Genomic DNA, 19,378 nt, shown 5'->3' with positions numbered 1-19,378 from the left:
TCACCCGCTTCCTTCTTGTTGAGGTCCGCGCGAGCGCCTAGACTTCGGCTCAACCGACGATCAGCAGGGACTTGAACGAGGCGCATGAGCAACGGAACGGTATTTCCTGGCGCGAGCTTTCCGGCCACCCGCATGCGGCGCACACGCAGCGCGCCCTGGATCCGCCGCATGGTGGCGGAAAACACGCTCACCAGCGATCAGCTTATCTGGACCGTCTTCCTGCGCGAAGGCGATGGGCAAGCAACGCCCGTCGAGTCCATGCCGGGCGTCGTCCGGCATTCGGTGGAGGGGCTGGTCGAAGCCGCCCGCGAAGCCCGCGACCTGGGCATCCCGGCGCTGGCGCTCTTCCCCTATGTCGAGGCGGACAAGAAGACCCCGACGGCGGACGAGGCGACCAATCCGGACAACCTGATCTGCCGTGCGGTGCGCCGCCTGAAGGAGGAGCTTCCCGACCTCGGCCTGATCTGCGATGTGGCCTTGGACCCTTACAACTCGCTGGGCCACGACGGGCTGGTGGAGGGCGAGCGGATTCTCAATGACGAGACCAACGCCGTGCTCTGCCGTCAGGCGGTGGTGCAGGCCAGCGCCGGCTGCGACGTGATCGCTCCTTCGGACATGATGGACGGGCGCATCGGCGTCATCCGGCAGGCGCTGGACGAGGCCGGGCATCAGGACGTGAAGATCATGAGCTACGCCGCCAAGTACGCCTCGGCCTTCTACGGGCCCTTCCGCGACGCCATCGGGTCGGGCGGCTTTCTGACCGGCGACAAGAAGACCTACCAGATGGACCCGGCCAACTCCGACGAAGCCTTGCGGGAAGTAGCCCTCGACCTCAGCGAGGGCGCGGACATGGTGATGGTCAAGCCGGGCATGCCCTATCTCGACATCATCCGGCGGGTGAAGGAAACCTTCGCGGTGCCGGTCTTCGCCTACCAGGTGAGCGGCGAGTACGCGATGCTGAAAGCCGCCGCCCAGAACGGCTGGCTGGACAACGACCGCGCCGTTCTCGAATCGCTGCTGGCCTTCAAGCGGGCGGGCTGCTCGGGCGTGCTGACCTATGCCGCCGTGGAGGCCGCCCGGCTGCTGCGCGGCTGAACGCTCTCGAAGAACTCCAGGATCCGCCGCTCGTGCCAGGGCACGGGATGGTCGGCGGCGTGGAACCCCACATGACCACCGCCCGAAGGCATGAGCAGCCTGAGATTGGGCTTTTCCTCCCAGACCGGCAGGCGGTAGCTGTCTGCGGGAATCCAGGGGTCGTCCTCGGCGTGAACCACCAGGACCGGCTGATCGATCGCCGGCAGGAACGCCTTCGCCGAACAGCGGCGGTAATAGTCGTCCGCCCCGGCGAAGCCGTTACGCGGTCCGACGATGGCGTCGTCGTAGTCGAAGAGCGTGGTGAGGCCGGGGACCCGCGAGGCGTAGGGCTCCTCCAACCCTCCGGGCGTGGCCAGGGCCTCCGCCTTCATGCGCCTTAGCAGGTAGTTGTGATAGAGCCGGTTGCGCGGCGCCATGATGCGTTCTTGCGCCGCCTTCAGGTCGACCGGGGCGGAGACGCTGGCCGCCGCCGTGACCGGCAGGTCTTGGCCTTCCTCAGCCAGGAACTTCAAGAGCAGGTTACCGCCGAGAGAATAGCCGGTCAGGAAAAGTCCGCCTTCGAAGGCCGAGGGAACCTGCTCGCTGAGCGCCCTCAGCGCGTCCGCGAGATCGCCGCTGCGCCCGGCGTGATAGTGCGCCCGCGCTAGCTTGCGGCCCGGCGCCGCGCCCCGCAGGTTGAGCCTCAGCACCGCGTAGCCCTGCGACAGGGCATGGGCGGCGGCGGTCCGCACGTGCTTAGAGTCCTCGCAGCCCGTCAGGCCGTGGATCAGCACGAGGAGCGGCCTGTCCGGCCCCGGCTCGCCATGCAGCTTCGCCGCCAGGGCGTCGCCGCTGCCGTCCTTCATGCCCAGCGTCAGGGGCCGACCGGGCCAGGCGGAGAGATCGGCTGGCTTTCCGGTCAGGAAGTTCCGCAGGGTCTGGAGGTCGCCGCCGATCCAGGGGCTTCGGGCGCGGAAGCTCTGCGCTGTCGATGTCTTGGCGTCGATCGCGGTCATGCAGAAGAGATAGGCGCTGGGACAGCACAAGGCCAGAGCCCCCTATCGCGCAGGCCGCAGATAGCAAAGCCAGTAGACCAGAGCCACGAAAAGCGAGCCGCCCACGATGTTGCCGAGGGTAACGGGCAGGAGGTTCCCGAAGAGACCCGCTAGGTCGAAGCTCCCGCCCGCCAGCATGCCCATGGGGATCAGGTAGAAGTTCGCCACCGAGTGCTCGAAACCCAGGGCTACGAAGGCGCTGATGGGAAAGAGGATCGCGAAGATCTTACCCGTCACGTCCCGCGCGGCCATGCAAAGCCAGACCGCGAGGCAGACCAGCGCGTTGCAGAGGAGCCCCCGGAAGAACGCCTCGGGGAAGGACAGCGCCAGCTTGGCCTCGGCAATGCGCGCCGCGGTCTCGCCAACCGCGCCGCCGCCGAGCGAGAGCGTGCCGGACAGCTGGACCATCAGGACGCAAGCCAGCGCACCGGCGGCATTGGCGAGGTAGACGGCCAGCCAGTTGCGCAGCAGCTTGGCGCTGGAAACCTTGCGGTCGGCCCAGGCCATGACGATCAGGTTGTTTCCGGTGAAGAGCTCCGCGCCCGCCACCACGACCAGAATCAGCCCCAGCGAGAAGGCGACGCCGCCCAGAAGCCGCGTGGGCCCGAACCCCAGTTCGGAGCCGGTCACGCTCATGGTGTAGAACATGGCGCCAAAGGCGATGAAGGCCCCGGCGAGCAGGCCCAGGAGGATGAGCTGCAGGAGCGGCGCGTTGGCCTTCTTCACTCCCACCGCCTCGACCATCGCGGCCACCTGGGCGGGCGGATAGGCATCGAGCGGCGCGGGACTGACGCTGGTGATCGGCTTTTCCTGATCGGCCACGCAGACGGCCCTCCCCTCGGTTCAGCATGAAGAGAGCGCAGAGTGGCGTTTCGGAATGGCGGAGGTCTTTGACCTGGGTCAAGCGGCGTTCAGGAAACGCACCACCGGCGCAATCTGCGAAGCTTCCATCAAGGGGGGCGCATGGCCGCAGCCCTGGAACTCCTGGAGCCCGCAACCCGGCCCGCGTTTGGTCATCTCCTCGGCCGTCTCGGACAACAGGAGGTCGGACTGCGCCCCGCGCAGCAGCAGGACCTCGGCGGAGACCGCGTCCCAGACGTCCCAGAGCGAGACGTCTTCAAGGTGCGCGTCCTTGAAGGGGGCTGCGATGGCCGGATCGTAGTTCGGCAGGTACCCGCCCTCGCCGTCCGGCGCGACGCTGATTTCGATAAAGCGCCGCCAATGCTCCGCATCGGTGATGCCGAAAGGCAGATAGACCTTCTGAAGGTGCGCATCGGCGTGGGCCAGGCTCTCGAAACGCCAGTCGTAGGACAGGTATTGGGCGATGCGCTCCAAGGCGGCCTTGGGGATGAAGGGCCCGACGTCGTTCACCACCATGCGGCGGATCAGCTCCGGCTGCTGCGCCGCCAGCATCATGCCGATAAGGCCGCCCATGGAGGTTCCCACCCAATCGACTTGAACGGCATCCAGATGCCGCGCCAAGGCGAGCGAGTCGTCCAGATACTGCGGATAGCCGTAAGCCGAGGGGTCGTCCAGACGGCCGCTCTCACCGCGCCCCACCACGTCGAGAGACACGACATGGCGTCCGCTTTCGGCCAACGCGCCGCCCAACTTCTCGAAGTCGAGAGCATTGCGGGTCAGGCCGTGGACGCAGACGATGGGCGGCCCCGCGCCCTCCCGGTTCCATTCAAGATAAGAGAGCGCCGGGCCCGCCGGGCTTTCGAAGCTTCCTCGCCGCATCAAGCCGCCACGACGGAAGGCGCGCAGGGCCCCTTCAGGCCCGCAGCCACCGGATCGTCGTTCACGGTCACGAAGGTCTCGGGGAAGAAGCCGTTGAAGCGCGAGGCCATGGCGTTCGAGTAGGCGCCGAGCTGGTCGATCTCGATCCAGTCGCCTTCCTGAACGTCCACCGGCAGGGTAAAGGCGCCCTCGACCACGTCCACGGAGTCGCAGGTCGGACCCATCATGGCGTAGCTTTGGAACTCGTTGGAGGACGGCGGGCCTTCCAGGCGCACCAGACGGGTCGGCGGTCGCATCTCGCTGGAGGTCAGCTCGTTCAAGGAGCCGTAGATGCCGTCGTTGATGTAGAGCTTGTCGTCCTTGCGAAGCTGGACCTGCACCAGAAGGGAGACGCCGGTCGCGACCAGGGCCCGCCCCGGCTCGCACCAGATGTCGACGGTCGGCGGCAGCTTGATGCGCTTCAGCCCTTCGCGGACCGCCTCGAAGTACTTGTGGATCGGCGGCGGCTCCATGTTGGCGTAGCGCGCGGGGAAACCGCCGCCCACGTCGACGGCCACCGGCTCCACGCCCGACAGCGCCAGCATCCTGCCGACCGCTTCCAGGGCGGCGATGTAAGCCCCGGGGTCCATGCACTGGGATCCGACGTGGAAGGCGACGCCCGCCTCCATGCCGAGCGCCTTGGCGCGCTTCATCATCTCAGCACCCTCCTCCACCGTGGCCCCGAACTTTCCGGCCAGATGGAACAGCGTGCCCTCCGCCTTGGGCGTGGTGATGCGCACCATGATCACGACGTCGTCGCCGCCGGTCTCCTCGTAGACCTTTTCCAGCTCGGCGGGGTGATCGACCACGTAGTGGCGGATGCCATAGACCTTGTAGGCCATCTCCAGCGCCGCGCGGGTCTTGACCGGATGCATGAAGTAGGCGCCGGCCTCCTCATAGCTCTCGCAGATCTGAGCGATCTCGGCGAGGGACGCCGTATCGAAATGACGGATGCCGCCCGCGTAGAGCGCATCCAGCACCATCGGGTGCGGGTTGCTCTTGACCGCGTAGAGCACCTTCCCCGGAAAGCCGGTCAGGAAGCGCTTCGCGTTGCGGGTCAGAACCTCGGGCCTGACGCAGTAGACGGGATAGCTGGGGCGCAGCTCCCGCACCACGGAGGCGACATCGGGAAATACTTTGGCTGCCTTGGACAAAGCCTGGCTCCTAAGCCTTGGGAGAGGAAAGAGACGATCCTTCCAAGGATAAGGCTTAGACGCGGGCGGCGAAACCCCGTGCGAACGCCGTCAGGCAGTCTTTTTCGACGGCTTGCGGCTGAAGTATCCATCGCTGTCCGAGGCGCGGGCCGCGCGTAGCTGCTTGGCGACCTCGCCGCTCAAGGCCACCTCCCCATCCTTCACGTAGGCTTCGTGGTTGGCCTCGATGGAATCCGGATCGTAGCGGTAGTTGACCATCAGGCCCGCGGCCTGCTGCATCCCCTTGGCCGAACGGTCGCCCATCCAGTTGATGCGCTCCAGCCGCGCGCCGTTGCGCAGGTGGAAGCGCCCGACGGGGTCGATGGGCTGCCGGTCGCTCCGCCGCTGATCGAAATAGATCGACACCAGGCGCAGCAGCGCCTCCTTCATGGCGCGGCGCGTGGTCTCGTCGTCCTCCCAGCCGGGGCGCGCCAGGATGCTGCGGAAGGCCTCCGCCGCCTTGTCGCTGCCCGCAAGGGCGCGCAGGCCGCCCTGCTCCTCCTCGGTCAAGACCGACAGAAGGGCCGCGTCTTCAAGGCCCTTCAGCCAGGACATGAAGCCCGGCACGGGCGAGAGGGTCGCAAAGGTCCTGAGATTGGGGTGTTCCGACTTCAGGCGCTGGACCGCGCCCTTGATGAGGTATTCGCCAAAGGAGATGCCGGTGAGGCCCTTTTGCGTGTTGGAGATGGAATAGAAGATGGCCGTGTCGGCGCTCGCCGGATCAGAGAGCGGCGCCTCCTCATCCAGCAGCGCCTGCACCGAGCCGGCCAGGCCCTTGACCAGGGCCACCTCGACGAAGGCCAGCGGCTCCTCGGGCATGCGCGGGTGGAAGAGCGCATAGCAGCGCCGGTCCGAATCCAGACGGTTGCGCAGGTCGTGCCAGGAACGGATCTCGTGCACGGCCTCGTAGTCGATCAGCTTTTCCAGAAGCGAGGCAGGCGAATCCCAGGTGATGGGCCGCAGGTCCAGGAAACCGAAGTCGAACCAATGCTCAAGTAAATCCTTAAGGTCTTCGTCTAACGATTTGAGCGAAGAGGATTCTTTCGTCATTGGAAGAAGCTCCGCGCGCAGGTCGACGAGGAACTTGACGCCTTCCTTCAGCGCGGTGAACTTGGTGATCAGCCGGCGCCGCTGCGGCACCAGCGCGCGGCGCAGGCTCTGCTCCGCCTCTAGCCTTTCCGCCTTGGTCGAGGCCCGCGCGAATCCCTCGACAGCCTCCTCCACCAGCGCCTGATCGACCGCGAAGTCCTCGGCCAGGATCGTCAGGAAGCGGCGGCGGCCCTCGCTGTCCGCCTTCAGGTAAAGCTGTCCCAGTTCGGCGGCCTGGAGCCGCGCCGAAACCTCCCCGCCCCGCGCGTCCAGACACTCCTGCATGAAACGCTTGAGCGCGCGGCGGTCGGTCGGGGGCAGGTGCGGCTCTGGCAGGCCGATGGTGCGGGCCGCGGAGTTCGCGGCCTCGCGCCAGGCCGAGCTGAGGTTGCGCAGGGTGCGTCCGACCAGCCCGGCCCGCGGTTCGGATGCTTCAGTCTGGTTGGCGGCTTGGGCCATAGGCAAATCTCTCAACTGGTCAGCGGTCGCCACCCCCTAGAAGATAGGGATCGGACGGCGGGCATGACAGCCCTCTTTCTCTATATTGCCGGCCCCATCAAGGCCTCCGGCAGCCACAAGGCGATCTCCGGGAAGATGCAGAGCAGCACGATGGCGACCACCATGCAAAGCATGAAGGGCAAGGCCCCCAACAGGATCGTCTGCAACTTAACGTCCGGCGCAATGCCGTTGATGACGTAGAGGTTCAGTCCCACCGGCGGGGTGATCAGCCCGATCTCCATGTTGATGGTCAGGACCACGGCGAACCAGATGGCGTCGAAACCGATGGTCTCGATGATCGGCAAGAGCGTCGGGGCCGCCATCAGGATGACCGCGACCGGCGGCAGGAAGAAACCCGCGACCAGCAGGAACAGGTTGATGCAGCCCATCAGGACCCAGCGGTTGACCTCCAGGTCCGCGATCCACATGGCCAGCGACTGGGTGATGAAGAGGCTGGACATCATGTAGCTGAACAGGTCGGCGGCGGCGATGATCATCAGGATCATCACCGACTCCCGCATGGAATCGCGGAAGATGGAGAAGAGCTCGCCCTTGCGGTGAACCTTGTAGATCACGATCACCAGCAGCAGGCAGAACATCGCGCCCACGCCCGCCGCTTCCGAAGGCGTGGCAACGCCGCCGTAGAGCACGTAGAGGATACCGGCGATGATGAGCAGGAAGGGACCGACCTTCGGCAGCATCTCGATCTTCTGCATCAGACTGTAGCGCAGGCCGGGTTCGACGAACTCGTAGCCCTTTCGCCAGGCCGAAAAGAGTCCCCAGGCGATGAACAGCCCCGTCAGCAGCAGGCCGGGCACCAGCCCCGCCAGGAAGAGCCGCCCGATCGAGGTCTCGGTCGCGATGCCGTAGACGATCATGGTGATCGACGGCGGGATCAGGATGCCGAGCGTGCCGCCCGCGGCGATGGAACCGGTCGCGACGGAGGCGGGATAGCCGCGCTTGCGCATCTCCGGGATGCCCATCTTGCCGATCGCCGCACAGGTCGCGGGCGAAGAGCCCGATAGCGCGGCGAAGATCGCGCAGGCGCCGATGTTGGAGGCCATGAGCCCGCCCGGCACGCGGTAGAGCCAGCGGTCCAGGGCCTCGTAGAGGTCGGCGCCGGCGCGCGAGGAGGCGATGGCCGCCCCCATCAGGATGAACATGGGGATCGAGAGCAGCGCGAAGCTGTCCAAGCCGCCATAGAAGATATCGGCGACGAAGGAGAGCGCGCCGAAGCCGTCGAAGACCACCAGGAAGCCGACGGCGACGATGCCGAGGCTGAAGGCGACCGGCGCGCCCGACAGCAGAATGACGATCGTGACGATGGCGACCAAGAGGCCGATTTGAAGCTCACTCATGGCCCCTACTCCCCACCCTTGGGTGGCAACCCGAAGGGCATGTCACGCCCGGTTAAAAGCGCAAGCACGTCGGCCAGGTATTGCAGGCAGACGAGCCCCAGGCCAAGCGGGATCGCCATGTAGGGGATCCACAAGGGCGGCGCCCAAACCGTCTCGTTGCGCCAACCGTTGGTCAGGGCCTCCAGCCAAACCTCGAACCCGGCGAAGCCGACCACCGCGCAGAAAACGAAGGAGAGGCCCGAGGCGACAAGCGCCAGCAGCAGACGCCCCTTCTGCCCCAGGTACTGCGGCAGCAGGTCCACGTTCACATGGCCGCGCGTCAGCAGCACGTAGGGGCTGCCCAGCAGCGTCGAGCCGATGATCGAAAAGGTCACGAACTCGTGCTGCCAGATGGCGGAACTGTTGAGGATGTAGCGAACGATGACCAGATGGCAGACCGCCAAGACGGCCGCCAGCAGCAGAAGCACCGCTATGACGCCGAAGAAGCGGGAGGTCCAGCGGACAGCGGAAATGAAGGCGTCCATTCTTCTCGATCCCCTGCGGAACTTTGGTGGGTCCTTAGCAGACCGCAAAAACCTCCGAAAAGAAACGGGGGCCGCAGCTCAGCGGCCCCCGCCCCCTCGTTGGATCACTCGACGGCCAAGGCCTTCTCGATGATCTCGGCCCCGCCGGGGACGTTCTCGGCGAAGATCTTGTAAGAGGACTTTTTCGCCACGGCGACCCAGGCGTCGTAATCCTCCTTGGTCATCGGATTGATCTGGACGCCGGCCTTCTCGTAGACCTCGACCAGTTCCTTATCCAGGCCCTTGGCTTCCTCGAAGAAGTAGTCCTCGGCGACCTGGCCCGCGTCCATCAGCGCCTTCTGCTGTTCAGGCGTCAGGGAATCGAAGGACGACTTGGACATCAGGATCGGCTCGTACATGAACCAGAGGGCGAAATCCCCCGGAGGCGTCAGGCACTTGACCTGCTCGTAGATCCGGTAGGAAACGAAGGAGCCCGAGCTGGTGTTCGCGCCATCGAGCACGCCGGTCTGAAGACCGGTGTAGAGCTCGGAAGACGGCATGGAGTTGATCGAGGCGCCGGCCTCGACCAGCATCTGCTCGAAGGCCGGACCGGCCGCGCGCATGACCTGGCCCTGCGCATCGGCGGGGCTGGTGATGCACTTGTCCTTGCCGACAAAGCCACCGGCCAGCCAGGCGTCGGACAGCACGATGATGCCCGCGTCATTGATGATCTTCTTGATCTCATCCATGTAGGGCGAATCGTTCAGACGCTTTGCGTGATCGTGGTTCTTGACCAGACCCGGCATCAGCGTGGCGCTGAACTGCGGGTGACGGCCGCTCGCGTAGTCCAGCGGGAATGCCGAGATGTCGAGCTGGTTCTTGGTCATGGCGTCCCACTGCTGCTTCGCCTTGAAGAGCGAGCCGCCGGGATAGACCTGCACCTTCAGATCGACGCCCGCCTTTTCGACTTCCTTGGCGATGATCTGCACCATCTCGTCGCGCACGTCGCCCTTGCCGCCGGGCCACTGGTGAGAGGCCTTGAGCGTGGTTTCCGCGAGTGCCGGCGTGGCCAGCATGAGAGCAGCGGCGGCGACGCCGGCTACCTTCAGATGGAATGACTTGCTAGTGAACATTTCTTGGTTCTCCTCCCATTAGAAACGTCGGCTGAGACGGGCCATTACAGTCGCCCCTCCCTCACCGAACCCCCCGCTTCAGCGCGGGGGCATTTTTTCCTCTAACTCCCGATGCGGCTTAGCTCGCGTCATAGCGGAAGACGAAGCCGCACTATCGAAAGGTTACGGTCAAAGTAGCGCGCTGTCCAGTCTTGTATACAAAAACCACTTCTGTGCATAATGTTTACGAATTCAGAGCAACCGGACTATCGAGCAGTGGGGCCGCGATGTCAGGCGAACAGGCCATAAGCGCCAAGAATATGAGCGCCAAGAATGCGAGCGCCAAGAAGCGGATGAGGACAGCCGACCACCTGCGCCGTCAGTTGGAGGCGGAGATCCTGTCCGGCGCGCTGGCCCCGGGCGCGCGGCTCGACGAAACCCTGCTGGCCAAACGCTTCGGCGTGTCCCGAACCCCGGTCCGCGAAGCGCTCCTGCAGCTCTCCTCTTCCGGCCTGATCGAGATGCGCCCGCGCCAGGGAGCGCTGGTCTCCAAGGTCTCGGCAAAGACACTCTTTGAAATGTTCGAGGTGATGTCGGAGCTGGAAGGTCAGTGCGCGCGACTTGCCGCCCAGCGCATGACGCCGGAGGAGCGCTACAAGCTTCAGGCGGCCTTCGAGTCCTGCCGCCGCGCCGCCGAGGCGGGCAGCGCCGACGACTACTACGACGCCAACCAGCAGTTCCACGAGGCCATCTATGAGGGCAGCCACAATGCCTTTCTGGAGCAACAGACCCTGAACCTGCGCAACCGCCTGGCCGCCTACCGCCGCATCCAGTTGCGGCGAACGCGGCGCATCCCCGCCTCCCTGGACGAGCACGAAGAGGTGATGCGGGCGATTCTGGAGGACCGCGAAGAGGACGCCGAAGCGGCCATGCGCGGCCATGTCGCGATCCAGGGGGACAGCTTTGTTGACCTGCTCTCCACTCTGGAAGACGACCAGGAAGTTCCAACACCCAAACAAGCACGAGGCCTTTGAAGCGATGAACGAGAATCTCTACGCCCTGATGGAAGCGCATTTCCCCGAGGACCGGTCCGAGACGGTCATGGAGGTGGCCGGCGGCAAGCTCTACAGCTTCGAGGACCTGGACCGCATTTCCGGGCGCATCGGACAACTGCTGAAGGACAAGGGCGTCAAGAAGGGCGACCGCGTCGCCGTCCAGGTCGATAAGTCGCCTGAGAACCTCTTCCTCTATCTCGGCTGCATCCGGATCGGCGGCGTCTACCTGCCGCTCAACACGGCCTACACCGCCTCCGAAGTCTCCTACTTCCTGGGCGATGCCGAGCCGACCGTGGCCGTCTGCCGCCCCAAGGTCGAGGCCGAGTTCAAGGGCCTGGCCGAAAAGCTCGGCGTGCCCCATGTCCTGACCCTGGGGGCCGAGGGCGGCGGCAGTCTGATGGAAGAAGCCGAAGGACTGGACCCGGCGGTGGGCTGCGTTGAGTCCGCCGGGGACGAACTGGCGGCGATCCTCTACACCAGCGGCACCACGGGCCGGTCGAAGGGCGCCATGCTGTCGCACCGCAATCTGGGGGCCAATACCCTCACCTTGCGCGACTACTGGGGCTTCACGAAGGATGACGTGCTGTTCCACGCGCTGCCGATCTTCCACACCCACGGCCTCTTCGTGGCGACGCACTGCGTCTTGCTGTCGGGCGCGAAGATGATCTTCCTGCCCAAGTTCGACGCCGATCAGGCGCTCGAGATGCTGCCGCGCTGCACCGCCATGATGGGCGTGCCGACCTTCTACACCCGCCTGCTCGCCCACCCGGATTTCGGGCCGGAGACCTGCAAGAACATGCGGCTCTTCATCTCCGGGTCGGCTCCGCTGCTGGAGGAGACCTTCCGCGAGTTCGAGGAGCGCTCCGGCGGCTTCGCCATCCTGGAGCGCTACGGCATGACCGAGACCTGCATGAACACCTCCAACCCCTTGGATGGCGAACGCCGCGCCGGCACGGTCGGCTTCCCGCTGCCCGGCGTCGAGGTGCGGATCGCCGATGAAGAGGGCAAGGTTCTGGGCACCAACGAGATCGGCGTCCTGGAAGTGAAGGGCCCGAACGTCTTTTCGGGTTACTGGCGCATGCCGGAGAAGACGGCCGAGGAGTTCCGCCCCGACGGCTTCTTCATCACCGGCGACGTGGCGAAGATCGACGAGCGCGGCTACATCCACATCGTCGGGCGCGCCAAGGACCTGGTGATCTGCGGCGGCTACAACGTCTACCCCAAGGAGATAGAGCTGGTGGTGGACGAGCTGCCGGGCATCGGCGAAAGCGCGGTGATCGGCGTGCCGCACCCGGACTTCGGGGAAGCCGTGGCCGCCGTTGCGACCCGCGACGGCTCGGCTGACATCACCGAGGAACAGGTGATCGAAGCCTGCAAGGGCAAGCTCGCCAACTTCAAGGTGCCCAAGTGCGTCTACTTCGTGGAGGAGCTTCCCCGCAACACCATGGGCAAGGTCCAGAAGAACCAGCTCCGCGAAACCTATAAGGACAGCTTCGCCGCCTGACCCTCACCGGACCGCTTGGAGCGCGCCCCTCCCTGCCCTACCTTCAAGAGAGGCGGCGGAAGAAGGGCGAGCCATGGCGAAAGGCAAAGTCGCTTGGAAGGTGATCCGTTGGGGCCTCTACGGCCTCAGCGCTCTTCTCGTCTGCGCCCTCGCCGCCCTCGCCGCCTACGGCTGGGTCGTCAGTCCGCAGACGCGGGGAAGCGCCGCCCTGCCGGGACTGGACGCTGCGGTCGAAATCTGGCGGGACGACGACGACATCGCCACGATCCGCGCCGCGAGCGAGATGGACGCCTATCGTGCGCTCGGTTTCCTGCACGCACAGGAACGGCTCTGGCAGATGGACATGACGCGGCGGGCGGGCGCCGGCCGCCTTTCCGAGCTGATCGGCGAGGCGACGCTGGAACTGGACCGTCTGATGCGCACGCTCCAGCTCTACGCCGAGGCCGAAAAGCAACTGCCGCGCCTCTCGCCCGAGCTCCGCGCCGCCCTCGACGCCTATGCCGAGGGCGTCAATGGCTTCATGGCGCAACAGACGCTGCCCACGCCGGAATTCCTGGCCCTGGGCTATGAGCCGGAGCCCTGGACGCCCACCGACTCGCTTGTCTGGGGCAACCTCATGGCGCTCCAGCTTTCCGGCGACTGGACCGACGAACTGCTCAGGGTCCGCCTTGCCGAGCGGCTCTCCCCGGAGCAGATCGATTTCCTCTGGCCGCGCGACCGCGAGGGCGCGCCGGTCACCCTGCCCGCCTCCGCCCATCCAGTGTCGGAGCAGCCCGAAAGCCGGGAGGCGCGGGCCGAGGGAGAAAGGGCGCTCGCCAAGGTGCCCGGCGAGGCCCTGGCGCGCCTCGGGAAGATCCTCCCCTGGCCGCTGGAGCCCAAGTCCGCTTCCAACTGGTGGGTCGTGGCTGGCGCGCGCAGCATCACCGGCCTGCCGATCCTCGCCAACGATCCGCACCTGGGGCTGGACGCGCCGGGCACCTGGATGCTGACGCGGCTGGAATGGCCGGATGGCGAGGGCGGACGCGAGGTGCGCGCCGGGGTCACCGCGCCAGGGGTGCCCTTCCTGGTGCTCGGCCACAACGGACATCTGGCCTGGGGCTTCACCACGACCCACGGCGATACCCAGGACCTCTATGTCGAACAGCTCTCGGAAGACGGTCTGCGGGTCGAGACCCCGGACGGCTGGACGGACCTGGAGAAACAGCGGGTGACGATCGCGGTCAAGGACGGCGAAGACGTCGTCATGACCCTGCGCAGGACGCCGAGGGGACCGATCATCTCGGACGTGCTGGAGGACGAGGAGCGCGCGCTCTTCCCCGCCGATACCGCGCTCTCCCTCTCCTGGCCGCTGTACGACCGGCAGAACCGCACGCCCGAGGCCTTCTACCGGATGGGAAAGGCGCGCAACGCGCTGGAGTTCATGAACGCGCTGGCGCTGTTTTACGCCCCGCAGCAGAACGTCGCCTTCGCCGACCGTCTCGGCAACATAGGCTTTGCCCTCGCCGGCGTGCTGCCCAAGCGGCCGCTCGGCGACGGCAGCAGCCCGCTCGCCGCCTGGGTCGCCCCCTTCGCGTGGGAGGGCCGGGTTCCCTTCGAGGAGCTGCCGCAGGTTCTGAACCCGCCGGAGGGAAAGCTGGTCAACGCCAACAACCGCATCGCACCGCCGGATTATCCGAACCTGATCAACCGGAGCTTCCCGGATCCCGCCCGAGCGATCCGTATCGAGGAGATGCTGGGCAGGAACGGCAAGCTGGGTCCGACCGAAGCCGGCGCCATGCAGCTGGACGTGGTCTCCGTGACCGCGCGCGATCTCTTGCCCCTTCTGCTGCCGATGCTGTCGGAGAGCCAACGCCGGAGCGAGACGGTGCAGGCGCTGGAGGACTGGGACCGGCGCATGACACGGCGGCGGGCGGAACCCACGATCTTCGCCGCCTGGATGCGCTCGCTGCAAAGCCGTCTGCTGGCCGACGAGACGGGCCCGGTCTTCGAAGACCTGGCCCGGCCCGACCGCCGCGTCCTTCTCAGGATCCTCACCGAACAGCCGGTCTGGTGCGACGACGTCACCAGCCCGGAACCGGTCGAAAGCTGCGAGGCACAGGTGCGCCTTGCCTATCAGGACGCCCTGGACCTGCTGGAAGCGCGGCTCGGTCCGGATTGGCGGCAGTGGCGCTGGGAGCGGCTGCACCGCGCTCCCTTCGGCCATCCGCTCTACAAGTTCGTCCCGGTGTTGAACGACCTCGTGTCTCTTGAGGTCGGGACGCCGGGCTGGGACGACACGGTGAACCGCGGCGGCGCCTCCATGGGCTACGAACGGCCCGAGAGCCTCTTCCAGCACCGTCACGGTCCGGGATTGCGCGCGGTCTACGACCTCTCCGATCTGGAGAACTCCCGCTTCATGATCGCGCCGGGACAGTCCGGAAATCTCTTCTCCGGCGGCTACGGCAACCTGGTCACGCGCTGGCGCGACGGGCGCGCCCTAAAACTGGTCGGCGCGGCGACAGATCGCGATCGTCTTCTGCTGCTCAATCCTGCGCAGTAGGCTAAGGGGCTTTTCCCCTTCTCCCGCCCATTCAAGGACGCTACCGCCATGACCGTGAGCCTGGAAGACATCAAGGACGCCGCGAAAGTCATCGAAGGTCAGGTTCTGCGCACGCCCTCCATCCAAGCCGCGCGCCTGAGCGAAGACCTGGGTTTCGATCTGGTTCTGAAGCTGGAGAACCTTCAGACCACCGGCTCCTTCAAAGAGCGGGGCGCGGTCAATAAGCTCTCCAGCCTGACCGACGAGCAGCGCAAGACAGGTGTGATCGCCATGTCGGCGGGCAATCACGCGCAGGGCGTCGCCTATCACGCCATGCGCATGGGCATCCCCGCCACCATCGTGATGCCGGACTTCGCGCCGATCACCAAGGTGGAGCGGACCCGCTCCTTCGGCGCGCAGGTGGTCCTGACCGGCGAAACGCTGGACGCATCGGCCGTGGCCGCACGGGAAATCGCCAAGGAAAAGAACCTCACCTTCGTCCATCCCTATGACGACGAGTTGATCGTCGCCGGCCAGGGCACCATTGGAATGGAGATGCTGGAAGACCACCCGGACCTGGAAGTGATCGTGGTGCCCATCGGCGGGGGCGGCATCATCTCGGGCATCGCAACGGCCGTGAAGGCCATCAAACCGGACATCAAGGTCTATGGCGTGGAGACCGAGTTTTATCCCTCCATGTATCAGGCCCTCCACAACCTCACGCCGAACAGCGGCGGCCAGACGCTGGCGGACGGCATCGCGGTGAAGAACCCCGGCCAAATCACCCGCGCCATCATCAAGGAACTGGTCGAGGAGATCATCCTGGTGGACGAGACCGCGATCGAGACCGCCATCGCAGCACTCGCCGAAAAGCAGAAGCTGGTCGCCGAGGGCGCCGGCGCCGCCGGACTCGCCGCCCTGCTCGCCCACCCGCAACGCTTCAAGGGCAAGAAGGTCGGCACGGTGATCTGCGGCGGCAACATCGACGTGCGCATTCTGGCCGGTGTGCTGACCCGCGGCCTGGTGCGCGACGGCCGCATGGTGCGCCTGCGCATCGACATCTCCGACCGGCCCGGCGTGCTGGGCAAGCTGGCCGACATCATCGGGCGCAGCGGCGGCAACATCATCGAGGTCTTCCACCAGAGGCTCTTCCAGGACGTGCCCGTGCGCAACGCGGAGATCGACATCATCGTCGAGACCCGGAACGCAGATCACGTGAAGGAGATCGTGGACGGTCTTCAGGCACAGGGCTTTCGCACCCGCGTGCTCTCCAGCCGCTCCATCGACTCCCAGGTCTTTTAAGCCCGGCTTCAAGTCACACATGGCGGCTCTGTGAATAGGGATCTTTTCACCCGATAACCGGATATTTACCGGCGGGGGGCTTGCGCTCCCCCGCCGCGACCACGATACCTATGGGGCGCGCTCATCGACCGACGACAATCCCGCCTCATAGGAGGAGGCCGCCCGCATGCCTGAAGATCAGCTCCCCAAGCCCCCCGTCTACGACAACGTCCTGGAGGCCATCGGCAACACGCCGTTGATCCGGGTTCATCACATCGATACAGGGCCTTGTGAGCTTTACCTGAAGTTGGAAAGCCAGAACCCCGGCGGTTCCATCAAGGACCGGATCGGCAAGACCATGATCGAAGCCGCGGAAGTCGACGGCAGCCTCCAGCCCGGCGGGACAATCATCGAGGCGACGGCCGGGAACACGGGCCTGGGGCTGGCGCTGGTCGCCGCCCAGAAGGGCTATCGCCTGGTGATCGTGGTGCCGGACAAGATGGCACAGGAGAAGATCTTTCACCTGAAGGCCTTGGGCGCCGATGTCATCCTGACCCGCTCCGACGTCGGCAAGGGCCACCCGGAATACTATCAGGACATGGCCGAGCGCCTCGCCTCCGAGAAGGGCTGGTTCTACGTCAACCAGTTCGGCAATCCCGCCAACCCCATGGCGCATGAGCTGACGACAGGGCCGGAAATCTGGGCACAGATGGAAGGGCGCATGGACGCCATGGTCTGCGGCGTGGGCTCCGCGGGCACCATCACCGGCCTCTCGCGTTTCTTCGCCAAGGAAGCGCCCGAGGTCGAAATGGTGCTGGCTGATCCGGAAGGGTCGATCCTCGCCCACTACGTCGAGACCGGTGAAATCTCCAAGGACGTCGGATCCTGGCTGGTGGAGGGGATCGGTGAGGACTTCCTGCCCGACATCGCAGACTTCAGCCGGGTCAAGAAGGCCTATAGCGTCAGCGACGAGGAAGCCTTCAAGGTCGCCCGCGAGCTGCTCTCGAAGGAAGGCATTCTGGCCGGCTCCTCCTCCGGCACCCTGATCGCAGCCGCCTTGAAATACTGCCGCGAACAGAGCGAGCCCAAGCGCGTCGTGACCTTCGTCTGCGACAGCGGCAACAAATACCTGTCCAAGATGTACAACGACTACTGGATGCTGGACCAAGGCTTCCTGAAGCGGCCCAAGACGGGCGACCTGCGGGACCTGATCAGCCGCCTGCATACCGACAGCGCGACCGTCACACTCGGCCCGAACGACACACTGCTCACGGCCTATGGCCGCATGAAGCTCTACGACGTCTCGCAGCTCCCCGTCCTGGAGGATAGCGGCCAGGTCTGCGGCATCCTGGACGAGGAGGACCTGCTCATGCGCGTGTTCCGCGACGAGGCGCGCTTCAAGGACCCGGTCCATCAGGCCATGACCAGCCAACTGGAGACGATTCAGGTGGACCGGCCCATCGAGGACCTGCTGCCGATCTTCGACCAGGGCCGCGTCGCCATCGTGGTCGAGGGCACCACCTTCCTGGGCCTGATCACCAGGATCGACCTGCTGAACCATCTGAGACAGAAAGTGCGCTGACATGAGCGACAGCAAAACAGGGCGCAACCGCGCCGCCTTCCAGACCCGCGCCATCCATGCCGGTCAGACGCCCGACCCCACCACCGGCGCGATCATGCCGCCGATCTCCCTCTCCTCGACCTATGTTCAGGAGAGCCCGGGGGTCCACAAGGGCTACGAATACAGCCGGTCCCACAACCCGACGCGCTACGCCTACGAGCGCTGCATCGCGGATCTGGAGAACGGCAGCCGCGCCTTCGCCTTCGCGTCCGGCCTGGCCGCCACGGCGACGGCCCTGGACCTGCTGGAAAGCGGCGATCACATCATCGCCATGGACGATCTCTACGGCGGCACCTACCGCCTGTTCGACGGCGTCCGAAAGAAGTCCGCCGGCCTTCAGTTCTCCTTCGTCGACCTCAGCGATCTGAGCGCGGTCGAAGCGGCTATCCGTCCGGAAACCAAGATGATCTGGATCGAAACGCCGACCAATCCGCTCTTGAAGCTGGTGGACCTGGAAGCGGTCGCCCTGCTGGCCAAGAAGCACGGCCTCATCAGCGTCGCCGACAATACCTTCGCCTCGCCCTTCGTGCAGCGTCCGCTGGATTTTGGCGTGGACATGGTGATGCACTCCGCGACCAAGTACCTGGGCGGCCATTCCGACGTGGTCGGCGGGCTGCTGGTGGTCGGCGGGCGCGACGATCTGGCCGAGCGCCTCGCCTACCTGCAGAACGCGGTCGGCGCGGTTCAGGGGCCCTTCGACTCCTTCATGGTGCTGCGCGGGCTGAAGACCCTGGCGCTGCGCATGGAGCGTCACTGCCATAACGCCGGGCGCGTGGCTGAATGGCTGGCAGCGCAGCCGAACGTCGCCAAGGTCTACTACCCCGGCCTCGACAGCCACCCGCAGAAGGCGCTCGCCGAGCGGCAGATGACCGGTGGCTATGGCGGCATGGTAACGGCAATCCTGGACGGTGGACTGCCCGCCGCCAGGCGCTTCTTGGAGCGGGTCGAACTCTTCGCGCTGGCCGAATCCCTGGGCGGGGTGGAAAGCCTGATCGAGCATCCGGGCATCATGACCCACGCCTCCATCCCCGCCGAGCGCCGGGCGGAACTGGGGATCGACGATGGCTTGGTGCGCCTTTCCGTGGGTGTCGAGGATGCGGACGACCTGATCGCCGACTTGGAGCAAGCCTTGGCCTAGGGCCGGGGCGCGCTTATCTTATTAGCCATGACGAAGAACGAAAAAGGCGGCCTGCCAATGCGCCTGCGTCTGCCGGAGCGCGCCTCGGGCCGTGCCTGGGAGGGCGGGGCCGCCCCCGACCCCCTGGAAGATCCGCAGCTTTATGATGGCGTGCCCTCGCGGCGCGTCTTCGCCTGGCTCATCGACGCCATGATCATGTTCTTCCTGATCGTCGCGGTCTGGGCGGTCGCGGGGCTGGTGAGCGTGGCCTCTTTCTTCACGCTTGGCCCCTTGAGCATCCTCTTGGCCATCCTGACGGTCGCCTTCCTGCCGGTGCTCTATCACGGCTACTTCATCGGCGCGCACGGCGCCTCGCCGGGCATGGCGCTCCTGGATCTGGAGGTGCGCAGCTGGACCGGCGACCGGCCCGAGATGCTCCAAGGCTACCTGCACGCCGCGCTCTTCGTGGTGACCGTCGCGCCCAGCACCTGGATCGTGCTGGTGGTCGCCCTGATGAACGAGCGCCGGCGCTGCCTGCACGACTATCTGGCCGGCACCGTCGTGGTGCGGGCCAGCCGCCTCGCAGAACGCGCCTCTGCCGGCCTGGCGGCGGAATAGGGC

General features: G+C 65.9%; 16 protein-coding genes. 8 read left to right on the top strand and 8 right to left on the bottom strand.

What is annotated here, in order from left to right; genetic code table 11:
* Positions 1-84: 84 nt before the first annotated feature.
* Entirely contained in the window at positions 85-1,095 is a 1,011-nt protein-coding gene (hemB, locus tag P8X75_03380) for a porphobilinogen synthase (GenBank protein ID MEJ1994243.1), read from the top strand.
* Here the strand turns inward: hemB and P8X75_03375 are convergent.
* From P8X75_03375 to dctP, 8 genes are all read right to left on the bottom strand, one after another.
* Positions 1,056-2,120, bottom strand: a complete 1,065-nt coding sequence (locus tag P8X75_03375) for an alpha/beta fold hydrolase (GenBank protein ID MEJ1994242.1) — start codon at positions 2,118-2,120, stop codon at positions 1,056-1,058. The genes hemB and P8X75_03375 overlap by 40 nt on opposite strands.
* A gap of 12 nt (positions 2,121-2,132) precedes the next feature.
* Entirely contained in the window at positions 2,133-2,951 is an 819-nt protein-coding gene (locus tag P8X75_03370; protein MEJ1994241.1) for a formate/nitrite transporter family protein, read from the bottom strand.
* A 78-nt stretch (positions 2,952-3,029) separates the two neighbouring features.
* A complete protein-coding gene (locus P8X75_03365; GenBank protein MEJ1994240.1) occupies positions 3,030-3,869 on the bottom strand; it encodes an alpha/beta hydrolase in 840 nt (279 codons plus the stop codon).
* Positions 3,869-5,062, bottom strand: a complete 1,194-nt coding sequence (locus P8X75_03360; protein ID MEJ1994239.1) for a type III PLP-dependent enzyme — start codon at positions 5,060-5,062, stop codon at positions 3,869-3,871. The genes P8X75_03365 and P8X75_03360 overlap by 1 nt, the downstream gene beginning before the upstream one ends.
* Before the next feature lie 90 nt (positions 5,063-5,152).
* Positions 5,153-6,649: a malonyl-CoA decarboxylase gene (locus P8X75_03355; protein ID MEJ1994238.1), complete on the bottom strand. Its 1,497-nt coding sequence runs from the start codon at positions 6,647-6,649 to the stop codon at positions 5,153-5,155.
* Between the two features lie 80 nt (positions 6,650-6,729).
* Positions 6,730-8,046: a TRAP transporter large permease gene (locus P8X75_03350; protein ID MEJ1994237.1), complete on the bottom strand. Its 1,317-nt coding sequence runs from the start codon at positions 8,044-8,046 to the stop codon at positions 6,730-6,732.
* A gap of 5 nt (positions 8,047-8,051) precedes the next feature.
* The gene (locus P8X75_03345) at positions 8,052-8,570 is read right to left on the bottom strand and encodes a TRAP transporter small permease (protein ID MEJ1994236.1); all 519 of its coding nucleotides are present in this window, start codon (positions 8,568-8,570) and stop codon (positions 8,052-8,054) included.
* Between the two features lie 104 nt (positions 8,571-8,674).
* Entirely contained in the window at positions 8,675-9,682 is a 1,008-nt protein-coding gene (dctP, locus tag P8X75_03340) for a TRAP transporter substrate-binding protein DctP (protein MEJ1994235.1), read from the bottom strand.
* 299 nt (positions 9,683-9,981) lie between these two features.
* On the opposite strand from dctP, the gene P8X75_03335 reads away from it, so the two are divergent.
* The 7 genes from P8X75_03335 (at position 9,982) to P8X75_03305 (ending at position 19,375) form a co-directional block, all read left to right on the top strand.
* Entirely contained in the window at positions 9,982-10,695 is a 714-nt protein-coding gene (locus P8X75_03335; protein ID MEJ1994234.1) for a GntR family transcriptional regulator, read from the top strand.
* Positions 10,696-10,699: 4 nt separating this feature from the next.
* A complete protein-coding gene (locus P8X75_03330; protein ID MEJ1994233.1) occupies positions 10,700-12,220 on the top strand; it encodes a malonyl-CoA synthase in 1,521 nt (506 codons plus the stop codon).
* Between the two features lie 73 nt (positions 12,221-12,293).
* A complete protein-coding gene (locus P8X75_03325; protein MEJ1994232.1) occupies positions 12,294-14,759 on the top strand; it encodes a penicillin acylase family protein in 2,466 nt (821 codons plus the stop codon).
* Positions 14,760-14,807: 48 nt separating this feature from the next.
* On the top strand, positions 14,808-16,040 hold the full coding sequence (locus P8X75_03320) for a threonine ammonia-lyase (protein ID MEJ1994231.1): 1,233 nt from the start codon (positions 14,808-14,810) through the stop codon (positions 16,038-16,040).
* A gap of 166 nt (positions 16,041-16,206) precedes the next feature.
* Positions 16,207-17,601 (top strand): pyridoxal-phosphate dependent enzyme, encoded by a 1,395-nt coding sequence (locus tag P8X75_03315; protein ID MEJ1994230.1) that lies wholly within the window; start codon positions 16,207-16,209, stop codon positions 17,599-17,601.
* Position 17,602: 1 nt separating this feature from the next.
* Positions 17,603-18,778, top strand: a complete 1,176-nt coding sequence (locus P8X75_03310) for a cystathionine gamma-synthase (GenBank protein MEJ1994229.1) — start codon at positions 17,603-17,605, stop codon at positions 18,776-18,778.
* 27 nt (positions 18,779-18,805) lie between these two features.
* Complete coding sequence (locus tag P8X75_03305) at positions 18,806-19,375, top strand: RDD family protein (GenBank protein MEJ1994228.1); 570 nt, start codon at positions 18,806-18,808, stop codon at positions 19,373-19,375.
* Positions 19,376-19,378 lie beyond the last annotated feature (3 nt).

Origin of the sequence: Limibacillus sp., assembly GCA_037379885.1 — a bacterium.
Classification (GTDB): Bacteria; Pseudomonadota; Alphaproteobacteria; order Kiloniellales; family CECT-8803; genus JARRJC01.
The sequence above is the reverse complement of the archived record's forward strand: the minus strand, read 5'-3'. Positions and strand labels throughout refer to the sequence as shown.